The organism is Bacillus cereus group sp. MYBK220-1 (genome assembly GCF_051916445.1).
In the GTDB taxonomy this organism is placed as follows: domain Bacteria; phylum Bacillota; class Bacilli; order Bacillales; family Bacillaceae_G; genus Bacillus_A; species Bacillus_A cereus.
Map to the genome: position 1 here is coordinate 588,177 of NZ_JBQAGQ010000002.1, position 22,382 is coordinate 610,558.

Below are 22,382 nucleotides of genomic sequence, written 5' to 3' on the forward strand. Positions count from 1 at the left end.
GAGAAAAATGAGCGAATATTTATCAATTCAACACATTCAAAAACAGTTTGATGCATTTACAGCGTTAAAAGATATTTCTTTTACTGTGAAAAAAAATGAGTTTGTTTGTTTATTAGGCCCAAGTGGCTGTGGGAAAACGACGTTGCTTCGCATTTTAGCGGGACTAGAGGAACCAACGACTGGCAGTATAGCTGTGAATGGAAAAGATATTACAGCATTGCCTCCTGGAAAGAGAAACTTCGGAATGGTTTTCCAATCGTATGCTTTATTTCCGAATTTAACAGCACTTGAAAATATTGAATACGGCTTAAAGACAAAAAAATATGGGAAAGCAGAAGTGAAAGAGAAAGCGCTAGATGCGTTAAAACTTGTAGATTTGCTGAATGTAAAAGATAAATATCCTGCTCAAATGTCTGGTGGACAACAGCAGCGAGTAGCACTTGCACGTGCGCTCGCTCTGTCTCCAGATATTTTGTTACTCGATGAGCCGTTATCAGCTTTAGATGCAAAAGTGCGTGAAAAATTACGTAGGGAAATGCGTGATTTGCAAGAGAAAATAGGAGTAACGACGATTATGGTAACGCATGATCAAGAAGAGGCATTAACGATGGCTGATAAAATTGTTGTAATGAATCATGCGGAAATTATGCAGATTGGAACACCAGAGGAGATTTATCAAAGACCAGCCAATCCGTTTGTGGCAGATTTTATTGGTTCTATTAATTTCTTTTCGAAAAATAACGAAGAACATGCAATTCGTCCTGAACATGTAACAATTGTACAAAAGGACGGTATTAAATCAGTTGTGGAAAGTATGGAATTTCGCGGATCTGTATATCGGACGGAAGTGCGAGTCTTAGAAGAAAACACACACCTTTATAATGAGAAAATTGTAGTGGATATATTAGCATCAGAAGTAGAAGCAACGGCTATTAGAAAAGGAAAGCCGATTCAAATCTCTTTCTCAGAAAATCATATGTTGTCATATGGAAAGAAGGTCATTGTATAGATGGAGATGTTAGAAAACTATAAGGTAGAAAGTACGAAAAAAAAGATTAAGAGAAGTATAGGGAAAGAGGAATGGATCCAAAGGCTCGTAATTATCGGTATGATTTTTTCTTTCCTTATCATACTTGTATTACCGCTATTACAACTATTTACACAAGCTTTTTATAATAAAGATGGAGTTTTCGTTGGTTTATCGAATTTCAGTAAATATTTCACAACACCAACTTTAGTTCAGTCTTTACAAAATACAGTATGGATTTCGGGCGCAACAACAATTATTTCAGTTGCAATCGCATTCGTTTACGCATATGCAATTGCCCGTACGAATGTTTTTGGAAAGCGTGTATTTCAGTATGTAGCGTTATTACCATTGTTTGCACCAACGATGATGCACGGTATAGCACTTACATATTTATTTGGTAATCAAGGGCTAGTAACGAAAGGAATGTTTGGTTTATTTGAAGGTATACAAATCCCTTTATATGGACCAGTAGGAATTGTAATAGCTGAAGTTATGTATACATTTCCGCAAGCCTTTCTCATATTGCTAATTGCCTTTCAAGGATCTGATTATCGTTTATATGAAGCTTCTAATATGTTAGGAGCCAGTAAAACAAAGCAATTTTTCACGGTTACTTTACCTAGTGTAAAGTACGGATTAATTAGTGCAATGTTTGTTGTGTTTACACTTAGTTTTACTGATTTTGGGGCACCAAAAATTGTTGGTGGGCAATATAATGTGCTTGCTACTGACGTATACAAACAAGTAATTGGACAGCAAAATATGCCGATGGGTGCAACTGTCGGAATGATTTTATTAATCCCAGCTATATTCGCATTTGTAGTTGATCGTATTACGCAAAGAAAGCAGGCGAATTTCTTATCTTCAAAAGCAGTACCGTACAGAATAATAGCTAATAAGAAAAGAGATGTAATTTCATTCATATATTGTAGTGTGATTACCCTTATGATCATTCTATTATTTGTTGCAGTTGGTATTGCTGCAAGTGTGAAAGTATGGCCATATAATATGAGTTTTACATTTGAGCATTTTAATTTTTCAAGTTTAACAGGAGATGGACTTGAAGCATTTAAAAATAGCGTAATTGTTTCAGCAGTTACAGCAGTTATTGGGGCGATTTTAACATTTGCATTCGCATATGCAATTGAGAAAATAGACCAGCTACAATTTTTCAGAAAAACAGGTTACTTTTTCTCTATAGTGCCGTTAGCGATACCAGGTTTAGTACTCGGATTAGGATATGTCTTTTTCTTTAGTCAACCAACGATTCAAATTCTTGGACTATCAGTAACGAATCCGTTTCATTCTTTATACGGAACAATCGCTGTATTAGTACTAGTAAATATCATTCATTTTTATTCTGTAACATTTGTCACGGCAACGACTGCCTTAAAGAAATTAGACCGAGAGTTTGAGCTTGTTTCGCAGTCGATGGGTATTCCGTTTTATAAAACATTCTTCCGAGTAACAGTACCAATGTGTTTACCAGCAATTTTAGAAATGGTAATGTACTACTTCGTAAATTCAATGGTAACTGTATCGGCAGTTGTATTCCTATATGCAGCTGATTTTAAACTAGCTGCCGTATCAATCGTAAATATGGATGATGCAGGAAATGTAGCGCCAGCAGCTGCAATGAGTGTACTTATTGTTGTTACAAATATTGTAGTGAGAGTTGTATATGAATGGGGAACGAAAGCACTTCGTAACCGAACTTCACAATGGCAAAAAAGATAAGTAAGAAGGGTGATGGACAGAATGAAAATTGAAGCAGTTATTTTTGATTGGGCAGGTACGACGGTTGATTACGGATGTTTTGCACCGCTAGAAGTATTCATGAAGATTTTTCAAAAACGCGGCGTTGAAATTACAGCAGAAGAAGCACGTAAGCCAATGGGATTATTAAAAATAGATCATGTAAGGGCACTAACAGAAATGCCTCGTATTGCGGATGAGTGGAAGCGTGTCTTCGGTCAATTACCAACAGAAGCAGACATTCATGAGATGTATGAAGAGTTTGAAGAAATTCTCTTTTCTATTTTACCAAGTTATGCTACGCCGATTGATGGGGTAAAAGAAGTAATCGCTTCTTTACGTGAGAGAGGCATTAAAATCGGTTCAACAACGGGCTATACGAGAGAAATGATGGAAATTGTAGCAAAGGAAGCAGCGTTACAAGGATATAAACCTGATTTTCTTGTTACGCCAGATGATGTTCCAGCAGGCCGTCCATATCCATGGATGTGCTATAAAAATGCAATGGAACTTGGTGTGTATCCGATGAACCATATGATAAAAGTAGGGGACACAGTATCAGATATGAAAGAAGGTAGAAATGCTGGAATGTGGACAGTTGGTGTAATTCTTGGAAGTAGTGAGCTTGGTTTAACGGAAGAGGAAGTGGAGAGTATGGATTCGGTAGAGCTTCGTGAAAAAATAGAAATAGTTCGTAATCGGTTTGTTGAAAATGGGGCTCATTTTACGATTGAAACGATGCAGGAGCTCGAAAACGTAATGGAACATATCGAGAAACAAGAACTTATTATTTCATAAAAGGGGCACGGGATCATGAATGAAAATCACTACTTATTATTAACACCAGGACCATTAACGACAACAAAATCAGTAAAAGAAGTTATGCTATACGATTGGTGTACGTGGGATGATGAATATAATACGATGGTGCAAGAAGTAAGAGCTAAACTTGTATCGTTAGCGACGAAGGAAGAAGAGAAATATACAACAGTGTTAATGCAAGGAAGCGGTACGTTTTCAGTTGAAGCAGTAATTGGTTCTGTTATTCCGGCAAATGGGAAGCTTCTCGTTTGTACAAATGGTGCGTACGGTAAGCGAATTGTGCAAATGGCAGAGATGTTACAGATTGATGTAGTGATCAGTCAAACAGAAGAGTGGGAACCTACTAATATTGTAGAAGTAGAAAAGTTATTGCAAGAAGATAAAGAGATTACGCATATTGCAGTTGTTCATTGTGAAACAACGACAGGAATTATAAATCCAATTGTAGATGTATGTAAATTAGGACAACAGTATGGAAAGGTTACAATTGTTGATGCGATGAGTAGTTTCGGCGGGATTGAAATAGACATTGCTGATTTACAAATTGATTTTTTAATTAGTAGTGCAAATAAGTGTATTCAAGGGGTTCCTGGATTCGGATTTGTAATCGCAAAACGTGATGAATTATTGAAGTGTAAAGGGCAAGGACGCTCTTTATCTCTTGATTTATATGATCAGTGGGAAACGATGGAAAAACAAAATGGGAAATGGCGTTTTACTTCACCTACACATGTTGTACATGCTTTTTATCAAGCGCTACTTGAGCTAGAAAAAGAAGGTGGAGTAAGAGCGCGTTACAATCGATATTACAACAATCAAAAACTACTAGTGAATAGAATGGGAGAAATCGGATTTAAGCCACTAGTAGATAAGAAATATCAATCTCCTATTATTACATCTTTCATTTATCCAAAAGAGGGGTTTGAGTTTCAACAGTTATATAATGAATTAAAGCGTTATGGATTTGTTATTTACCCTGGGAAAATTTCGAAAGTAGATACGTTCCGCATTGGAAATATCGGTGATGTACATGAAGAAGATATTAATCGCTTAGTTGATTGTATTGCTAAAGGAGCTGTTATTGGGTGAAAGTATTTTGCTTAGGTGGAGCAGGTAAAATTTGTCGTGAAGCTATTTTGGATTTAGTTCAATTTTCATCTTTTGAGACGATTACTGTAGCCGATTTTAACGAGGAAGAGGGCCGTAAAGTAGTAGAATGGCTCAACGATCCTCGTGTTGATTTTGTAAAAGTAGATGTAACGAATCACGAGGATACGGTTGCAAAAATGAAAGGTTATGACATTGTAATGGACGGTACGACGATAAAGCTAAACGGATTGTCGACTCGCTGTATTGCAGAAGCAGGCTGTCACGGTGTGAACTTAAATGGATTTGGTGAAGAAAATGAATCGCATGCTATATTTGTTCAAAATGAAAAAACATGTTTACCTGGATTTGGCATGACGCCAGGTGTAACGCAAATGATGGCAATGCATGCAGCAAATCAACTGGATACTGTAGAGTCCGTCCGTGTAAGTCACGGTTCGTATCGTCCGATTGCTTTTTCTGCTTCAATTACAGAGACAACGACATATGAATATGATCCACATTTATCATCGCGTATAGTGTATGAAGATGGTGAATTTAAGCAAGTACTTCCGTTTGCGCGTCCGAGAGAAATAGAATTGCCAGCGCCTTATGGTAAGGCAACACAGTATATCATTCCGCATTCTGAAACGATTACGTTAGCAAAGGCACTAGAAAATAAAGGTGTCAAACTGATAGAGACGAGAGGAACTTGGCCAAAGCAAAATATGCAACTTGTACGTGCTTTATATGATTACGGCATATTGCGTAATGATCAGATTGAAATAAACGGGAAAGAAATAGGAATTATGGATTGTATTTCGCAGTATTTATTGCAATCGAAAGAAGGTCAAGAAACAGAGCTTTATGGTTATGCACTTCATGTAGAAGTAATAGGTATGAAAAATAATGAGAAGCAAAGACATGTGTTATATCATACACATCCGTTATCTGATGGTTCTGTTGTAGGATGGGAAAAATTAAGAGCGTATACGAGAAACGTCGGTATTCCATTTGGGGTTGCTACAGAGTTAATTGCAAATGGAAATGTAAATAGGGTGGGTGTTGTTACGCCTGAAGAAGCCTTTGAAAATCCACAATTGATTTTTGATGAGCTAGCAAAGCGCGGTATTCATATTCATGAAGAAGTTTCTACTTATAAAGAAAATTATAACTTTGTATAAGTAAGGAAGTTTATAAGGGAGATATAAATGAGGTGAAGCTATGTCTGTAGTAGGAGAAGAAAGAAAGCGAACCATTCTTGAAAAGGTAGAATTTAAAGGGAAAGTAAAGGTCTCAGAATTAGCGAGAGAATTTGCTGTATCAACAGAAACGATTCGTCGATATTTAGAAGAATTAGATCGTGAAAAGAAGCTGAAAAAAGTGTATGGTGGAGCTGTTCAACTTCCAGGCGCTGGAGTAGAGGCACCAATGTTAGAAAGAGAAATGCTACATATAGAAGAGAAGAAAAGAATTGGTTATAAAGCAGCGACATTTGTAGAAGATGGTGATGTCATTGCAATTGATGATGGAAGTACACCGCTTCAGATGGTTCCATACCTTGTTCATCGTAAGAACTTAACAATTGTAACAAGTTCATTTCCAGTCGCAACACAATTAATTTCTTCTATTAATAAAAAGATGTTTCATGGTGAAGTTTTATTTATAGGTGGAAAAGTATCTCCAAAGCATTCGCGTGTATCAGGGTCTATTTCTCAGCAAGTCATACAGCAATTCCATTTTCATAAAGCGTTTGTTTCGATTGATGGGTTATTACCTAGTTTTGGAGTTTCCAGCTTTGAATTAGAGAAAGCGAAATTGTCAGAGGCGATGATGAAATTAGCTGAGAAAACATATATTTTATGTGATCATACGAAGGTAGGCGTGAAAGGGAATTATCGTATAGCAGCAATTTCGCGTATTCAACACGTAATTTGTGATAAAAAAATGCCATATAGCTTTGAAGAAGAACTTATGAAGCATAATATTCAGTGGACAGTTTGTTAAATACAGTGAAAGCACATAAACTCCCACCTAATTTTTAGGAGGGAGTTTTATTATCTGTAAATCGTAAAATAAAAGATTTGCAGTTATGCAAAAAGTGGACACATTTTCTCACCTCTTTCATATAATTTACCAATACAAAAAAAGTTGGTCGAAGGAAAGAAGGGAGAACATGTCAGAACGAATATATAATAAACTTGTATTGTACGCGAATATTTTGCAAAAAATAGGTGTCATCAATGAGAAGGAAAAAAGTGAAATTCTTCATACGATAGGTAAAAAAGCCCTTTGAATAAAGGGCTTTTTTATTTTGTACCTTTAAAAATATAAATTTAATGTAATATTCTCATTGACAATGATAATGAGATTCATTATCATTTATTTGTGATTAATTGATAAATGTTATCAATTGTGAAAATTATATATGATAGGGGATATTATTTTGAAAAAAAATTATATGAAGGCGCTAGTAGTAGCGACAACATTAGCGATTCCATTTGCTACGTACTCTACTCCAGCATTAGCGGCATTAAAAGTTGAAGCAAATCAATCGGTAGCAGCAGCGAGTGATCGCACGTATGATACTGAGATTAAAATATATAAGGACCAAAAAGATGAGCCATCTATGGTTTCTCAATATATAAAAGATCCTAAAGTAACGATTGCAGCTGGCAAAAAAATTGTCACTGTAACAATGCAAGATAGCGATTATTTTCAATATCTTAGAATAGAAGATAAAAACCAGCCTGGTGTATTTCATGATGTGAAGGTTTTGTCAGAAGATAAGAGGAAGAATGGAACGAAGGTAGTTCAATTTGAAATTGGCGAGTTTGAGAAGAAGCACAATATGCAAATGCATATACTTATTCCAGCTATTGGATATGATCACAAATATCAAGTTCAATTTGAAATTAAAGATCCAACTGTAGGTAACAAAGAAACAGAGAAACCAGATGATAACTCTAATTCAGGAAATACGGAAACGGATAATCCAGTTGATAATCAAAATATGATAACAGATAACAAATTAAGAGAGCTTGTTAATAAAAAAGTATTTAATAGAAAAGATTTAAATACACCAATTACGAAAGAAGATTTATTACAAGTAAAGGATTTGTTTTTAAATACAAATGAGATACTTGATTATAGTGCATTAAAATATATGCCAAATTTAAAATCTTTAACAGTTGCGAATGCGAAGATAAAGGATCCGTCGTTCTTTGCGAACTTAAAGCAATTAAATCATTTAGCTTTGCGTGGTAATGAATTTGCAGATGTAACGCCACTTGTTAAGATGGATAATTTAGAATCCCTTGATTTAAGTAATAATAAAATTACAAACGTTGCACCACTAACTGAAATGAAAAATGTAAAAAGTTTATTTCTATCAGGCAACCAAATAGAAGATGTAACAGCATTAGCGAAAATGGAACAACTAGATTACTTGAATTTAGCAAATAATAAAATTACGAACGTTGCTCCATTAAGCAATTTGAAAAATGTAACATACTTAACTTTAGCAGGTAATCAAATTGAAGATATTAAACCGCTTTATACGTTACCGTTAAAAGATTTAGTATTAACACGTAATAAAGTGAAAGATTTATCAGGCATTGATCAATTGAATCAATTACAAGAGCTATGGATAGGGAAAAATGAAATAACAGATGTTACTCCTCTAAGTAAGATGACACAGTTGAAAATTTTAAACTTACCCAACAACGAGTTAAAAGATATTACTCCATTATCAAGTTTAGTAAACTTACAAAAGCTTGATTTAGAAGCGAATTATATTTCAGACTTATCACCAGTTAGTAATTTAAAAAAATTAGTATTTCTAAGTTTTGTTGCAAATGAAATCCGTGATGTCCGACCAGTTATAGAACTAAGTAAGACGGCTTATATTAATGTCCAAAATCAAAAAGTATTTTTAGAGGAAACAGAAGTAAATAAAGAAGTAAAAGTACCTATATATGAAAAAGATGGTGAGATTTCTACGAAAATCCGTCTGAAGAGCGATAATGGTACGTATAGTAATGGTGTAGTGAAATGGAGTACACCAGGTGAGAAAGTATATGAATTTGGTGTGAAAGATCCATTCGCGGATACAGGAATCTTCTTTACAGGATCTGTTATTCAAAATGTAGTAGAAAGTAAAGACGGTAATACATCTAAAGAAGATGAGAAAACAGAAGTGGTAGAATTTAAAGATGTACCAAAGGGACATTGGTCAGAAGAAGCAATTAATTACTTAGCGAAAGAAAAATTATTTATAGGCTATGGAAATGGTGAATTTGGATTTGGTGATAACATTACTCGTGGACAAGTAGCACTTCTAATACAAAGATATTTAAAATTAGAAAATAATCTAGAACAAAAAACGGCATTTACAGATACGAAAGGAAATATGTATGAAACGGCTATTGATGCAGTGGTTCAAGCTGGAATTATGACAGGCTATGGAAATGGTATGTTCCGTCCGGATGGAGTATTAACTCGATATGAAATGTCAGTAGTACTACAAAGAGTATTTCAGTTAAAAGAAAATGAAAATAGTGCAGAGAATTTTAAAGATGTACCAAATGGCCATTGGGCGAAAGGATATGTGAAAGCTTTAGTGGATAATAAAATATCAAAAGGCGACGGGGAAGGGAATTTTTTAGGAGATAATTTCGTAACACGTGAACAATACGCACAGTTTTTGTATAATGCAATAAAGAAATAAAGTGAAACTTTATTCAGTGGGGGTTTTGTTCATTCCCCACTGATTAGTAGCCCTCACCAATCGGGCTGCCCGTTAATGCGGAATAAAAAATGAGGAAAATACGCTATTCTTTAATTAAAGAATAGCGTATTTTTTATGTGCAAAATGAAATAGGAAATAGATAGGAGTATAGACATATGAATAGCCTATTTTAAAGAAGAACCACGAAACTATATTGACAAAAAAGCGTTCTCATGTGATAATTCAATTAAATTTTTAGAATAATCAAAAAATATTCCTTTTACATAGAAAGGATTCGAACCTTATATGAATATTATGCCGGGGGTGACGAAATGTTATTTTTTCTGAAGAAATGGAATGAATTAAAAGATGTGAAATCTGAATTGGCACTTCGTGATTGGTTTTATGGTACCAAAATTAGCTTATCGCTATGTACGTCAAAAGAGCCGTTAACATTTTTAGTAAATGTTGAGGGAAGAGATAAAGGGCTATTTTCGGAAGAAGATTTTATTGTCGTAAATTGCATGTGCGAGTCAGTATTTGAAAATGAAGAAAAACCAGCTGCAGAGTCATTTATGCATGCGGATATTTATAAAAAAAGTAGTGCAGGATGTATTTTACAAGTGCAGACTGTAGATAGTCATTTAATATCAGAGTTATATGGGGAAGAAGGAGAAGTAACGTTCGATAAACGCAGTGTGGAGCGTGTTTTCGGAAAAGAAGGTATAACAGAAATGACAATTCCAATTGTAGAAGATGAAAAAAAATTCGCTGATTTATTAGAAAGCAATGTTCCGAATTTCATTGAAGGTGGAGGAGTAGTTCTTGTTCATAATTACGGCATGATTGTGTGGGGAAAAACGCCAGAAGAAGCGAAAAAATGGCTAGAGGGTATAGAATATTTAATGAACTATCATGTAAAGTTATTAATGATTAAGGGTGCAAGGAGCTCTGTTATATAAAAATGGATGTGATATGGATACAAGTTAATAAATAAATGAAAGCGTTTTAAAAATAATTTCACTCATAAAATATAGGTCTCCTTATTATATATAGATTACATGTTGACATGTAAGGAGGAACATATTTTGCGAGTTAAATATCATTTTCTGCCAAAGCAGCAAGTAACATTTTGCAAGATAAATGATTCTGGTGAAGAGGCACTGCAAATGATGAACGAAACGGGATTTCGAGCCATCCCGGTATTAGCAGAAGATGAGAAGAAATTCACGGGGATTATTTATAAAGTAGATTTATTAGAAAAAAAATGCAATAGCGGATTAGAGCATGTAAGTGCAGGGGATATGCTTGATGATTCCAATGCATTTATTTTTGAAAAGGATTCATTCTTCAGAGCTTTTTATGTAATTCGTCGGCTTCCGTTTTTAGCCGTGCTAAATGATTATAATGAATTTGTCGGGATGTTAACGCATTCGAATATATTTGATGTTATTGAAGATTCATTTGGTATGCGAACAGGTGGTTATATATTAACAATTGCAACACAAGATTGTAAGGGAACGATTAAAGAGCTTGGGACATTGTTAAAAGCATATAATATCGGTGGCCTATTTACGTTAGATAACGGTGATCAATATATCCGCCGCGTTATTGTAAATATATCAGATGAGTTAGATGAAACAAGATTAAAGCAATTAATCGGAAAAATAGAGAAAAAAGGATTCAGAGTGAGTCATGTAGATTATATTTAAGTTAAAAAAAGTACCTATCTGTTATATATAGATAGGTACTTTTTTGTCCCGCCATTTGTGGGCAGTAAAATCCGAGCCTCAAAATTCAGCGCAAGTAAAGAAGTTAAGTGGGGGGACGGATTGCCCATAAAAGCCCAATTGGTTAGGGCTGATTATATGTGAGTAATGAACTTTATTTTGAAACAGGAGGCGGGGATAATGCTAGATCAGATAAGAAAATAAAGTCTGCATGCTCACGAATTTTAGGGATAGAAGTTTCAATAACGCGTGATGTAATTTCACCTGGAGGGCCCACATGCCCGATAGCTACCATAATAGGTTTTTCTTGAATTTTTTTGATGAGTAATTGGGCTTGTTTTGAAATATGTCCTGCTGTATACACATCATCAAAAAATAGTTGGTTTTCAATAATAGGAACTCCTAATTCTTTTCCGATTTTTGGGACGACACTATTAGGATTCGTTTTACTATCTAAGTAAAATAAACCGTGTTTTTTACAAGCAGCAAGTATAAGGCGAACAATTCTTTCATCCGCTGTTACTTTTGACCCCATATGATTGTTCATTCCAATTGCATGCGGTACTTCTTGAATCGCTTGTTCAAGTCGGTTGTTTATTTCTTCATCGCTTAAATCAGTTGTAATTGCTTTCGGCCCAAGCCATTCTTTTTTACCTTTTATAGGTTCCATTGGCATATGTATAATAACTTCATGGCCTTTCTTATGGGCAGCTATTGCATCTTCTTTTGTGGAAGGAAGAAAAGGCATAACAGCAACAGTGAGTGGAATGGGAAGTGATAACATTTGATTAGTCCCCTTCATATTATTTCCGAAATCATCAATGACAATAGCAACTTTATTCGTATGAGCATTTGCTTGAATAGGAAATAAGAAGGACGGTAAAAACAAAACAATGATGAATAATGCAATCGTATATTTTCGCATATAAATATTTCCTTTCTATTGTTATCCCGCTATTTGTGGGGAGTAAGACTCCCACCTCAACATTGGGCTGGATAGGTGGGAGACCCACTGCCTATAAACGCCCGATTGGTGAATGCTAATAATCAGTGGGGGCTGAACAAAAAACACTGATTAAAGTTTCACTTTATCAATCATCATTATGTTTTGCTTTTTTATATAAATTAAACAAAAAATGTCGAAGAAAAGTAGATGGAAAATTAAGAATCCCCGGTTTACGTAGAATTTATAAAAAAACAAGATGAAAAAAATGTCTATTATTGCGAATGTATTTACAAAGATAGAATAATTTGTAATAATTCTCAAAGTGAGGGTAAAGATTTGTAAATTACAGGGAGAAAATGTTAAATTTTCTGATTCTTCAAATTTGCATATGATTAAGTAGTTAAAAAAGTCAATGGAGAAGTGAAGTTAAGAGCATGGAAGTATAATAAGGGGGATATGGATGTTTACTGTAAAAAGGAAGTACACATTAGAAAAGCTTTCACGTGATATTCATATGAAACGTGAAGAAATGATTCAACTAGGATTAACAAGTGGGCTAAATAGTAGGGAGACAATTCAAGTTAGTCAAGAATTGGACAAGCTTATTTTACAATATCAATGTTATAAAGAAAAACAAACACCGAAATGGTTTTCAATTATAAAAATACCTATTTTCCAAATCGGGTATGAAGGAAAATCAAATAATTTTTGGCGAATGCTTGTGGCTGGTTTTATGAAATAAGTATAATTACCCTTATAGGATAAGGATAATTATACTATGTGTAACGGAATTTCGATATGAACTGTTGTTCCTTCGTTTTCTGTACTGTCAATAAAAATATGCCCATTATACATCTCTACAATTCGTTTACATATGACAAGTCCAAGACCTGTTCCAGTATCTTTATTAGTAAAGAACGGATGAAAGAGGTGTTTTTGAATATGTTGTGGAATCCCTTTTCCAGTATCTATAATCTGCAATTGTGCGTGTGTTTCATTGTTTTTTACTACAATGGTTAGTGTATCACTAGAAGTCATGGCCTCAATTGCATTTTTTGTAATGTTTAAAACCACTTGTTTCATATGGTCTTTCGAACAACGGATATGAACAGGATGGTCTGGCAAATGTAAATGGAATGCAATGTTATGTAAATTCGCCTCAGATTGAATAATTAATGCTACCTCATTTAGAATTGTTCTTACATCATACGTTTGTTCGATGATGGCGGTTGGCTTTCCGAGAATAAGAAATTCACTTACAATTTCATTGATTCGCTCTATTTCTTGTTCAATTACGGAAAAGTAGAACTGATCTTGCTCATCTTTATATTTCTCTTTTAATAGAGCGACGAGCCCTTTAATTCCAGTAAGAGGATTACGGATTTCGTGTGCTGTACTCGCTGCAAAAGTTCCAACTAATTCAATTTTCTGTAGTTCATTTTGTTGTCTTTCAAGTTTTGTTTGCCGTTTTAACAACATATATTGAGCAAGTAAAAATAAAATAGACATTAAAAATAAAGTAGCTATACACTCTATTGTAACCCACTGGTATAAGGTTTTTTGATGAATAGGTAATGGAGAAACAGAAACCTTCCAATTTAATCTTTGGAGTGGGGTAGTAAGCATATTAGAATGCGTATCACTTGTGTCGTTATTATCATCGGTTAGAAAAACTACATCATGTTTATCAGTTACCTCAAAATGGTATTGTGGTTTAATGGCATTTAAAGAAGATGAAATGTAATCAAAGCGTAAACTAGCTAATAATAATCCTGAGAGCTCCTTCTGTTTATTAAATATGGGGGCAGCAATTATAATAGCTTTATGTCCAAGAACGCGATCAGTAATGACTGATGATACAGTGGTTTTTTTAGTTTGGAGCGCGTCTTGAATATATTTACGGTCTGAAACATCTATAGGCTTTGATTCATCTTCAGATGCGATTGTAATGACTCCTTCTGGTGTAGCGTAATATAGACCAGAAAAGCGTGCATCGTTTCCATCTGTATCATGTACAATTTGTTTAATGCCATTTATATTACCAGTCTCGGTGCCTACAACTTTTGCAAGCATGTCTAAAGCAGAAATTGCTTCACCAAGATGATGATCCAAATAATCTCTATATAAAAAGAGAACTGTATGAGCAGATAATTTGTTTTCCTGTTTCATTTTATATGTATGATACGAATAAAATGTAGCACCAATCCCTATTGTCGGTAGGATAACAAGCAATATATATACAATTATGCTTTGGAATTTGACTTTCAAATGTGGTACTCCTTCTTTTTTTATTATCATTATATATAAACTATGTTAAAATTGTCATGTTTTTATTCAAGAATGATTCTTAATATATTAGGGGAGAGGAAATGGATGAGTGAATGCTCATTCGGAATTCACATGAAGTATGAAGTGGCATTTTCTTTTTATTGCTGAGAATTTAAGTGAAGGGTTGAAAGTTGTATGACATCAAATAATGAACGAGAAGATATTTCTCAATCTTTAAAAGTATTTATTGCATTATCTCGTGTACATCGTTCTGTTATGGATACTACAAATAAATCTATACAAAGTAACGGATTAAATCCAACTGAATTTGCTGTATTAGAACTGCTATATCATAAAGGCGGTCAACCACTTCAGCAAATTGGTGAGCGTATTTTAATAGCTAGTGGCAGCATTACATATGTTGTAGATAAGCTGGAGAAAAAGGGATTAGTAAAGAGAATTCCATGTCCGAATGACAGACGTGTTATTTACGCGCAATTAACTGAGTCTGGCGAGAACTTTATTGCTTCTATTTTTCCGGGGCATGAGAAAGTTATACATCAGTCTTTTGAAATGTTAACGAAAGATGAAAAAGATGAATTACTTGATTTATTAAAAAAAATTGGGAAGTATGAAAAATAATATGTTCCAAAGGAGCTTTGGATAAATAAATCCAAGGCTTTTTTATTTGTAATGAACTCAGGGCAGTCACTGCCGAAATTTGTTGAAAATTAAGAGGGAATTCAAGAATACGTATTGAATTATAATAAAGGTATGTAATGGAGAGGAGGCTCGTTCATGTCATTTAAAGACTATGAATATAAACGCCCAAATATTGAAGAGTTAAAAGAGAAATTTACTGTTGCTTTAGAGAAGTTTGATAACGCAAAAACTGTAGAAGAACAAAAACAAGTCATTCATTCAATTAATGAGATTCGCAACGATTTTGGTACAATGGGAAACCTTTGTTACATTCGCCATTCTGTTGATACGACGGATACTTTTTATAAGGAGGAGCAGGATTTCTTTGATGAATTCTCTCCAGTTGTACAAGGATATGGTACAAAATATTATAAGGCACTCATTAATTCTCCATTTCGTGAAGAATTAGAGGCGTATTATGGAAAACAATTATTTGCTCTAGCAGAATGTGATTTAAAAACATATTCAGATGAAGTCGTGAAAGATTTACAATTAGAAAATAAATTATCATCGCAATATACACAGTTATTAGCATCTGCAAAAATTGACTTTGCTGGAGAAGAAAGAACGTTATCGCAACTGATTCCGTTTATGCAAGGAAAAGAAAGAAGCGAACGTAAAGCAGCAAGTGAAGCATACTACGGATTTTTAGCTGGAAATGAGGAAGAACTAGATCGTATTTATGATGAGCTTGTTAAAGTGAGAACGAAAATCGCAAAATCTTTAGGTTTCAAAAACTTTGTTGAACTTGGATATGCAAGAATGTACCGTACAGATTATAATGCGGAGATGGTGGCTAATTACCGTCAGCAAGTGCTAGATTATATCGTTCCCGTTACAACGGAATTAAGAAAGCGACAACAAGCACGTATCGGTGTAGAGAAGTTAGCTTATTACGACGAAAACTTTGAGTTTGCTACAGGTAACCCAACTCCAAAAGGAGATGCGGATTGGATTGTTGATCATGGAAAGACAATGTATAAAGAGTTATCGGCTGAAACAGATGAATTTTTCAATTTCATGCTAGATAATGATTTATTAGATTTAGTTGCGAAAAAAGGAAAAGCTGGTGGCGGATATTGTACATATATTGAGAATTATAAAGCGCCATTTATTTTCTCAAACTTCAATGGAACATCTGGTGACATTGATGTATTAACACATGAAGCAGGTCATGCCTTCCAAGTATATGAAAGTCGTAAATTTGAAATTCCAGAATATAATTGGCCAACATATGAGGCGTGTGAAATCCACTCTATGAGTATGGAATTCTTTACATGGCCATGGATGAAGCTATTCTTTGAAGAAGATGCAGATAAATATTACTTCTCTCACTTAAGTTCAGCACTTCTGTTTTTACCTTATGGTGTATCTGTTGATGAATATCAACATTATGTATATGAAAATCCTGAAGCATCACCTGAAGAGCGTAAGACAGCATGGCGTAACATAGAGAAGAAATATTTACCACATCGTGATTATGAGGAGAATGATTATTTAGAGCGCGGTGGTTTTTGGCAACGTCAAGGGCATATTTATAGCTCACCGTTTTATTATATTGATTACACGCTTGCTCAAATTTGTGCGCTACAATTTTGGAAACGTGCAAGAGATAATAGACAAGAGGCGTGGGAAGATTATGTGAATCTGTGCCAACAAGGTGGAAGTAAATCGTTCTTAGAATTAGTAGAGGTTGCAAATTTAACATCACCATTTGCTGAAGGCTGTGTGAAAAGTGTTATTACAGAAATTGAAGCATGGTTACATGCGATTGACGACACAAAATTGTAAAAAACATGCGCTTTTTTCACATGTTTAACATCGACATAATGGGAAAATGATGAGATAATAAAAGAAAATTCAGAATACTGAAGGGGTGTTTCTAATAAGGAGCACCTCTTTTCACCAACAAAAGGGGGGAACAAGTATGCTTCAATCTAATATGGATGTAAGTTTAGAAAGTTTAGTAAACTCATTACAGGCTACTCGAAGCACGCTATTATCAGAAATTGAAATGTTAAATGACACAGAAGTGAATGTAAAGCCACGCCGTGATAAATGGAGTATTATTCAAATTTTACACCACTTGCATTTAGTTGAACAATCTGTCACGTCTGCCCTTGTATATGCTTTACAAAAAAATGAAAGAAACATGACTCCATTTAAAGACCTCCAACTTACGCTTGATCGCACACATAAACGAGAAGCTCCTCAGCAAATGCAACCAACAGAAACTTTAATGAAAAAACAGCAAGGAATTCAATTACTAGAACATTCACGCCAAGAACTATTACACGCGCTTCATAGTGTTATAGATGAAAAAGATTTATTTGAAAATGGATTAAAGCATCCTGTTTTTAATGATCTGAATTTGTATCAATGGGTTCAATTTCTTGATTTGCATGAACAAAGACATCTTACGCAGTTAAAAGAGGCGAAACATGCAATTTTGCAACGCTAAAGTGGAAGAAGTGGGAAACCACTTCTTTTTTGATACGTGCATAGTTTTCTTTCTTATTTTGGAATACTACATGGAGAAAGAAAAGAAGGAGTTGAAAAAACATGTCTAAGAAGAAGCGAGAAGAAGAGCGCGCCTGGAAAGCACGTAAAGAAAATCAACAACCGCACGGAAAAGTGAAAGCTTTTGCTGAATTAGTTGAAGGAACAGAAAAAACGTGATGAGTATTTCATCACGTTTTTTGTATGAGTGGAAAAGTTAATAAAAAGGTTGTACCGATTCCTTTTTCACTTATAATATCAATTTTTCCATTCATAGCTTGAACAACACTGAATACGACCATCATTCCAAGTCCAGTACCTTTTTCTTTCGTTGAATAAAAGGGCGAACCAAGACGTTTTACTTGTTCTGAATCCATACCGACTCCTGTATCTTTTATATATAACTGAATATGCTTATGATCAGGAACTAATGTGAAATAAAGATCACCGCCTTTTGGCATAGCCTCAATGCAATTTTTTAAAATATTTAATAAACATTGATTTAGTTTTTGCTTTTCTCCAGCGATAAAAAAAGAAGTGCTTTGCTTTATATAATGAGTACGTACATTTGTTAAATTAGCAAGCGGTGTAATTAACGACAATGCATGTAGTAATTCTTCTTCTAACTGTAATGTTTGTTCTTTTTCAATGCTTGGTTTAGCAAAGGTTAAATAATCTGTAAGAACATGATTTGCTTGTTCGATGCCATTAATGGCAATGTCGATATATAATTTTCGTTCCTGCTCAGTGCATGTATCTGATTGTAACAGTTGTAAAAAACCTTTCGTTGAAGTTAATGGATTGCGAATTTCATGAGAGATAGACGCTGCCATTTCACCAATTAAATGAAACTTTTCAGCATTTATAAGTTCGTTTTGGAGACGAACTTGAGTTTGTAATATGTGTAGTAAATATAAAATTAGAATCGTGCCAAGCATTGAACATAATTCATACACAATAATATGCGGTATATAATCAGTCTTATTTGTAACCTTTGAAAGGAAGAAGGGTATCCAACTAAATCCGTATGTGAGACTGTAGATAATAGCAAGTGTTATTTTTATACGATTAGAAGTTCGATTGAAAAATTTATATGTTAATAATAGAACAATAAATAGAAGAACAGAACCGATAAGAGATGGGAAAACACCTATCCCACCTAATAATAAGCGATATATGTTTAATACAACTAAGATAGAACCACCAGCAATAGGCCCTCCCGTTAATGTACCGACAATTAATACAATATGGCGCATATCAAATTGAAAACCATTATTTGTTTTTGCTGCAAATGTAATACAGAGTACGGTAGCAAGGCAACAGAGTACAATGAATATAGCTGAATTTAATTTAGGAGAGCGTTTCCCTTTTTGATTCCAAAATAAATGATATACGAGCATTGTAATCAGGATGAATAATATATTTAAAAAGAGATAAATAATAAAGGGTTTCAGTGGGATGCCTCCTCTCTTCTTATATTAAATTAATCATACTATAAAATGAAAGAAATGAAATAATAAATAGCTGAAAAATCAGAAATTTTTACGCTAGTATACAATATGTTACAATAAGCTGTGTCAATGAAAGAAGAAATTCCGTGCACCGCGCGGGAGAGGTTCGCGAACTCCCTCTATAAAAAACTATGGAAACAACAATATCCTTAGGTATTGTTTTGTTTTTTTATTGTGACAGTTCAAGAACGTTCTTTCTTCTTATTTATAGTAGAGAAGGAGAATGAGTGAAATGAAAAAAGAAAAAGCAGTTGTTGTTTTTAGTGGAGGACAAGATAGTACGACATGTTTATTTTGGGCAATAGAGCAGTTTGCAGAGGTAGAAGCTGTAACGTTTAATTACAATCAACGTCATAAGCTAGAAATTGATTGTGCAGCGGAAATTGCAAAAGAACTAGGAATAAAGCATACGGTACTAGATATGAGTCTATTAAATCAACTTGCTCCAAATGCTTTAACGAGAACGGATATGGAGATTACACATGAAGAAGGTGAATTGCCATCGACATTTGTAGATGGACGAAATTTACTCTTCTTATCATTTGCTGCTGTATTAGCAAAACAAGTTGGAGCACGTCATATTGTAACGGGTGTATGTGAAACTGATTTCAGTGGTTATCCAGACTGCCGTGACGTGTTTGTGAAATCGTTAAATGTTACTTTAAATTTATCTATGGATTACCCGTTTGTCATTCACACGCCACTTATGTGGATTGATAAGGCTGAAACATGGAAATTATCAGATGAACTTGGAGCATTTGAGTTTGTTCGAGAAAAAACATTAACATGTTATAACGGAATCATTGGTGATGGTTGCGGTGAATGTCCAGCATGTCAACTTCGTAAAGCAGGATTAGATACGTACCTACAAGAACGCGAAGGAGCGAACAACTAATGGATAACTTTTTTGGATTTCGCATCGTAGAGAATTTGCAAAAAATGGACAAGGATATTCAGCGTAAACAACTCAAATACCATAATAAAAGAGTAATGGTCAGCAAGGAATTTACATTTGATGCAGCACACCATTTACACTGTTATGAAGGGAAATGTAAAAACTTACATGGTCACACATATAAAGTTGTATTTGGAATTAGTGGATATGTAAATGAAATAGGTCTTGCAATTGACTTTGGAGATATAAAAGAAATTTGGAAGAATGAAATAGAAATTTATCTAGATCATCGTTATTTAAACGAAACGTTACCTGCAATGAATACGACTGCTGAAAATATGGTCGTTTGGATTTATGAAAAGATGGCAGAAGCACTAACAAAAGAGAATCGAGTGAACGAATATAAAGGAGCTCGCGTTGAATTTGTTCGTCTATTTGAGACGCCGACTAGTTATGCGGAAGTAAGACGGGAGTGGATGCTTGATGAGTAAAATCCCTGTCTTAGAAATATTCGGTCCGACTATTCAAGGTGAAGGAATGGTTGTAGGGCAAAAGACAATGTTTATCCGTACAGCTGGTTGTGATTATAGCTGTGCTTGGTGTGATTCTGCTTTTACGTGGGATGGATCAGCTAAAGATCAAATTAGACAGATGACACCAGAAGATATTTGGGATGAGCTTGTTGCAATTGGAGGAGAAAATTTTTCTCATGTTACGATTTCAGGTGGAAATCCGGCATTACTGAAAAATATTGAGTTTCTTCTTTCTATATTAAAAGAAAATGGAATGCGAACGGCAATTGAAACGCAAGGGAGTAAATGGCAAGATTGGTTACTTCAAATTGATGAGATAACAATTTCTCCAAAACCACCAAGTTCAACGATGAAAACAGATTTTCAGAGGTTAGATGCTATTATTCAGAAACTAGCAGGAAAAGATATTAGTTTAAAAGTAGTAGTATTCGATGATCATGATTTTGAATATGCAGTTAAGATGCACGAACGTTATCCAAAGGTACCATTTTTCTTACAAGTAGGAAACGATGATACAAAAACAGTGGATGATGCGATGCTTATAAAAAAATTATTAGATAAGTATGAATGGCTGATTGATAAAGCTGTAAATTGTAAAGAGATGAATGATGCAAAAGTATTGCCTCAGCTTCATGCGTTAGTATGGGGAAATAAGCGCGGCGTATAACGAGAAGGGATGTTTAAAATGACAGGAAGATTAGATGAAGATTTAAAAGATGTAACATTACTAGGGAATCAAAATACAAAATATTTATTTGAATATAGCCCAGAAATATTAGAGGTATTTGATAATAATCATCCAAACCGTGATTATTTTGTAAAATTCAATTGTCCTGAATTTACAAGTTTATGCCCGAAAACAGGACAACCAGATTTTGCAACAATTTATATTAGCTATATTCCAGAGCAAAAAATGGTAGAGAGTAAATCTTTAAAGTTGTATTTATTTAGTTTCCGCAATCACGGTGATTTCCATGAAGATTGCATGAACGTTATTATGAACGATTTAATTAAATTAATGGATCCACGTTATATTGAGGTATGGGGGAAATTCACACCACGTGGTGGTATTTCAATTGATCCATACTGCAACTACGGGCGCCCAGGGACGAAGTATGAACAAATGGCTGATTACCGCATGATGAACCACGATCTATATCCGGAAACAATTGATAATCGTTAATAGAAAGAAAGGGCCTGTATAGTATACAGGCCCTTTCTTTCTATTATATTATGCATTTTGATTAATGACAGTATAGTTTTTATGACTTACAACTGTAAGAGGTTCCATATCTAGTTCTCTAAAATTCTTCATAATTGTTATATCAACAATAACAGAGTTTTGATTTACTTTTTGAACACGGCCTTGCATTCCACCTTTAAATTCGATGATATCTCCAGTTTCTGCGATCTGCATAAGCAACTCTCCTTGTTACAGTTTTCCCAAAAAAAGAATAAATTTGGGTTTTTTTATTTCCTCCTATTTTGAACCATATTTCCTACTTTGTAAATGTTTCCAAAGTAAAAATTCGAAAAATATTCACTTTTTGTAAGAAAATATGTAGAAAATCCATGTTTTTTGAAAAAAATAGCAAAAATGCGAGAATCTTTATATCGAGGTATAATGAAAAAGTAGAATAACCTGCTGAAGTGGGAGAAATTAGAGGCGGTAAAATGATGTTTGAATTTGTGGGGAGTGTTATAGCTTTAATTTTATTTTTATTTTCTTATATGCATTTAAAAAAGATTCGTCAATATGATACGAGTACATATTTTGATGGGATGGATGGTATCCATGCTTCGATAACACATGATAATGGTGGGGAGATGTAAAGGTATATAACTTTATTTTCTTGCGTGGTATGATGTTTAGAAC

The 22,382-nt window shown here is 34.3% G+C and carries 23 protein-coding genes and 1 riboswitch; of the genes, 19 read left to right on the plus strand and 4 right to left on the minus strand.

Annotated features, from left to right (window positions below):
- The first annotated feature begins 7 nt into the window (after positions 1-7).
- From ACTFRU_RS09900 to cbpA, 9 genes are all read left to right on the plus strand, one after another.
- A complete protein-coding gene (locus ACTFRU_RS09900) occupies positions 8-1,009 on the plus strand; it encodes a putative 2-aminoethylphosphonate ABC transporter ATP-binding protein (RefSeq protein ID WP_000006189.1) in 1,002 nt (333 codons plus the stop codon).
- Positions 1,010-2,767 (plus strand): putative 2-aminoethylphosphonate ABC transporter permease subunit, encoded by a 1,758-nt coding sequence (locus tag ACTFRU_RS09905; protein WP_000425523.1) that lies wholly within the window; start codon positions 1,010-1,012, stop codon positions 2,765-2,767.
- Between the two features lie 21 nt (positions 2,768-2,788).
- Positions 2,789-3,583 carry a phosphonoacetaldehyde hydrolase gene (phnX, locus tag ACTFRU_RS09910; protein WP_000687400.1) on the plus strand — a complete coding sequence of 265 codons (795 nt, stop codon included), beginning with the start codon at positions 2,789-2,791 and terminating at the stop codon, positions 3,581-3,583.
- Positions 3,584-3,598: 15 nt separating this feature from the next.
- Positions 3,599-4,696 carry a 2-aminoethylphosphonate--pyruvate transaminase gene (gene phnW / locus ACTFRU_RS09915; RefSeq protein WP_001004774.1) on the plus strand — a complete coding sequence of 366 codons (1,098 nt, stop codon included), beginning with the start codon at positions 3,599-3,601 and terminating at the stop codon, positions 4,694-4,696.
- Positions 4,693-5,877 (plus strand): saccharopine dehydrogenase family protein, encoded by a 1,185-nt coding sequence (locus ACTFRU_RS09920; protein WP_000862165.1) that lies wholly within the window; start codon positions 4,693-4,695, stop codon positions 5,875-5,877. Before phnW ends, ACTFRU_RS09920 begins: the two co-directional genes overlap by 4 nt.
- Positions 5,878-5,917: 40 nt before the next feature.
- Positions 5,918-6,700, plus strand: a complete 783-nt coding sequence (locus ACTFRU_RS09925) for a DeoR/GlpR family DNA-binding transcription regulator (RefSeq protein WP_000117668.1) — start codon at positions 5,918-5,920, stop codon at positions 6,698-6,700.
- Positions 6,701-7,121: 421 nt separating this feature from the next.
- Positions 7,122-9,422, plus strand: a complete 2,301-nt coding sequence (locus tag ACTFRU_RS09930) for an NEAT domain-containing leucine-rich repeat protein (protein ID WP_002195301.1) — start codon at positions 7,122-7,124, stop codon at positions 9,420-9,422.
- 332 nt (positions 9,423-9,754) lie between these two features.
- A complete protein-coding gene (locus tag ACTFRU_RS09935) occupies positions 9,755-10,384 on the plus strand; it encodes a class II aldolase/adducin family protein (RefSeq protein WP_000896006.1) in 630 nt (209 codons plus the stop codon).
- 126 nt (positions 10,385-10,510) lie between these two features.
- On the plus strand, positions 10,511-11,134 hold the full coding sequence (gene cbpA / locus ACTFRU_RS09940) for a cyclic di-AMP binding protein CbpA (RefSeq protein ID WP_001264208.1): 624 nt from the start codon (positions 10,511-10,513) through the stop codon (positions 11,132-11,134).
- Positions 11,135-11,306: 172 nt separating this feature from the next.
- Here the strand turns inward: cbpA and ACTFRU_RS09945 are convergent, their stop codons facing one another.
- Positions 11,307-12,077 (minus strand): divergent polysaccharide deacetylase family protein, encoded by a 771-nt coding sequence (locus tag ACTFRU_RS09945; protein ID WP_001234107.1) that lies wholly within the window; start codon positions 12,075-12,077, stop codon positions 11,307-11,309.
- 481 nt (positions 12,078-12,558) lie between these two features.
- Here ACTFRU_RS09945 and ACTFRU_RS09950 point away from each other — a divergent pair, with 481 nt between their 5' ends.
- A complete protein-coding gene (locus ACTFRU_RS09950) occupies positions 12,559-12,840 on the plus strand; it encodes an aspartyl-phosphate phosphatase Spo0E family protein (RefSeq protein ID WP_000495536.1) in 282 nt (93 codons plus the stop codon).
- Between the two features lie 29 nt (positions 12,841-12,869).
- On the opposite strand, the gene ACTFRU_RS09955 is transcribed toward ACTFRU_RS09950, so the two are convergent.
- The gene (locus tag ACTFRU_RS09955) at positions 12,870-14,366 is read right to left on the minus strand and encodes a DUF3149 domain-containing protein (RefSeq protein WP_000865066.1); all 1,497 of its coding nucleotides are present in this window, start codon (positions 14,364-14,366) and stop codon (positions 12,870-12,872) included.
- A 195-nt stretch (positions 14,367-14,561) separates the two neighbouring features.
- Here ACTFRU_RS09955 and ACTFRU_RS09960 point away from each other — a divergent pair, with 195 nt between their 5' ends.
- The 4 genes from ACTFRU_RS09960 (at position 14,562) to ACTFRU_RS09975 (ending at position 17,747) form a co-directional block, all read left to right on the plus strand.
- Positions 14,562-15,008 carry a MarR family winged helix-turn-helix transcriptional regulator gene (locus ACTFRU_RS09960; protein ID WP_000203336.1) on the plus strand — a complete coding sequence of 149 codons (447 nt, stop codon included), beginning with the start codon at positions 14,562-14,564 and terminating at the stop codon, positions 15,006-15,008.
- Between the two features lie 156 nt (positions 15,009-15,164).
- The gene (locus ACTFRU_RS09965; protein ID WP_000008577.1) at positions 15,165-16,859 is read left to right on the plus strand and encodes a M3 family oligoendopeptidase; all 1,695 of its coding nucleotides are present in this window, start codon (positions 15,165-15,167) and stop codon (positions 16,857-16,859) included.
- Positions 16,860-16,995: 136 nt separating this feature from the next.
- Positions 16,996-17,529, plus strand: a complete 534-nt coding sequence (locus tag ACTFRU_RS09970) for a DinB family protein (RefSeq protein ID WP_000941961.1) — start codon at positions 16,996-16,998, stop codon at positions 17,527-17,529.
- A 101-nt stretch (positions 17,530-17,630) separates the two neighbouring features.
- Positions 17,631-17,747 (plus strand): DUF6254 family protein, encoded by a 117-nt coding sequence (locus ACTFRU_RS09975; protein WP_000038355.1) that lies wholly within the window; start codon positions 17,631-17,633, stop codon positions 17,745-17,747.
- Positions 17,748-17,758: 11 nt separating this feature from the next.
- On the opposite strand, the gene kinB is transcribed toward ACTFRU_RS09975, so the two are convergent.
- A complete protein-coding gene (kinB, locus tag ACTFRU_RS09980) occupies positions 17,759-18,967 on the minus strand; it encodes a sporulation sensor histidine kinase KinB (protein WP_000964151.1) in 1,209 nt (402 codons plus the stop codon).
- Positions 18,968-19,173: 206 nt separating this feature from the next.
- Positions 19,174-19,217: riboswitch (PreQ1 riboswitch) on the plus strand.
- A 93-nt stretch (positions 19,218-19,310) separates the two neighbouring features.
- Here kinB and queC point away from each other — a divergent pair.
- Genes queC through queF form a run of 4 tightly spaced genes read left to right on the plus strand, consistent with a single transcriptional unit; the run spans position 19,311 to position 21,689 of the window.
- Positions 19,311-19,973, plus strand: a complete 663-nt coding sequence (queC, locus tag ACTFRU_RS09985; RefSeq protein ID WP_000711595.1) for a 7-cyano-7-deazaguanine synthase QueC — start codon at positions 19,311-19,313, stop codon at positions 19,971-19,973.
- Positions 19,973-20,464, plus strand: a complete 492-nt coding sequence (queD, locus tag ACTFRU_RS09990) for a 6-carboxytetrahydropterin synthase QueD (protein WP_000368414.1) — start codon at positions 19,973-19,975, stop codon at positions 20,462-20,464. Before queC ends, queD begins: the two co-directional genes overlap by 1 nt.
- The gene (queE, locus tag ACTFRU_RS09995; RefSeq protein ID WP_000036294.1) at positions 20,457-21,173 is read left to right on the plus strand and encodes a 7-carboxy-7-deazaguanine synthase QueE; all 717 of its coding nucleotides are present in this window, start codon (positions 20,457-20,459) and stop codon (positions 21,171-21,173) included. The genes queD and queE overlap by 8 nt, the downstream gene beginning before the upstream one ends.
- A gap of 18 nt (positions 21,174-21,191) precedes the next feature.
- Complete coding sequence (gene queF / locus ACTFRU_RS10000; RefSeq protein ID WP_001986050.1) at positions 21,192-21,689, plus strand: preQ(1) synthase; 498 nt, start codon at positions 21,192-21,194, stop codon at positions 21,687-21,689.
- A gap of 48 nt (positions 21,690-21,737) precedes the next feature.
- Here the strand turns inward: queF and ACTFRU_RS10005 are convergent, their stop codons facing one another.
- Complete coding sequence (locus ACTFRU_RS10005; RefSeq protein WP_001165082.1) at positions 21,738-21,923, minus strand: YkvS family protein; 186 nt, start codon at positions 21,921-21,923, stop codon at positions 21,738-21,740.
- Positions 21,924-22,183: 260 nt separating this feature from the next.
- Between ACTFRU_RS10005 and ACTFRU_RS10010 the strand changes: the two genes are divergently transcribed.
- Entirely contained in the window at positions 22,184-22,339 is a 156-nt protein-coding gene (locus ACTFRU_RS10010) for a hypothetical protein (protein WP_000461431.1), read from the plus strand.
- Positions 22,340-22,382: the final 43 nt, after the last annotated feature.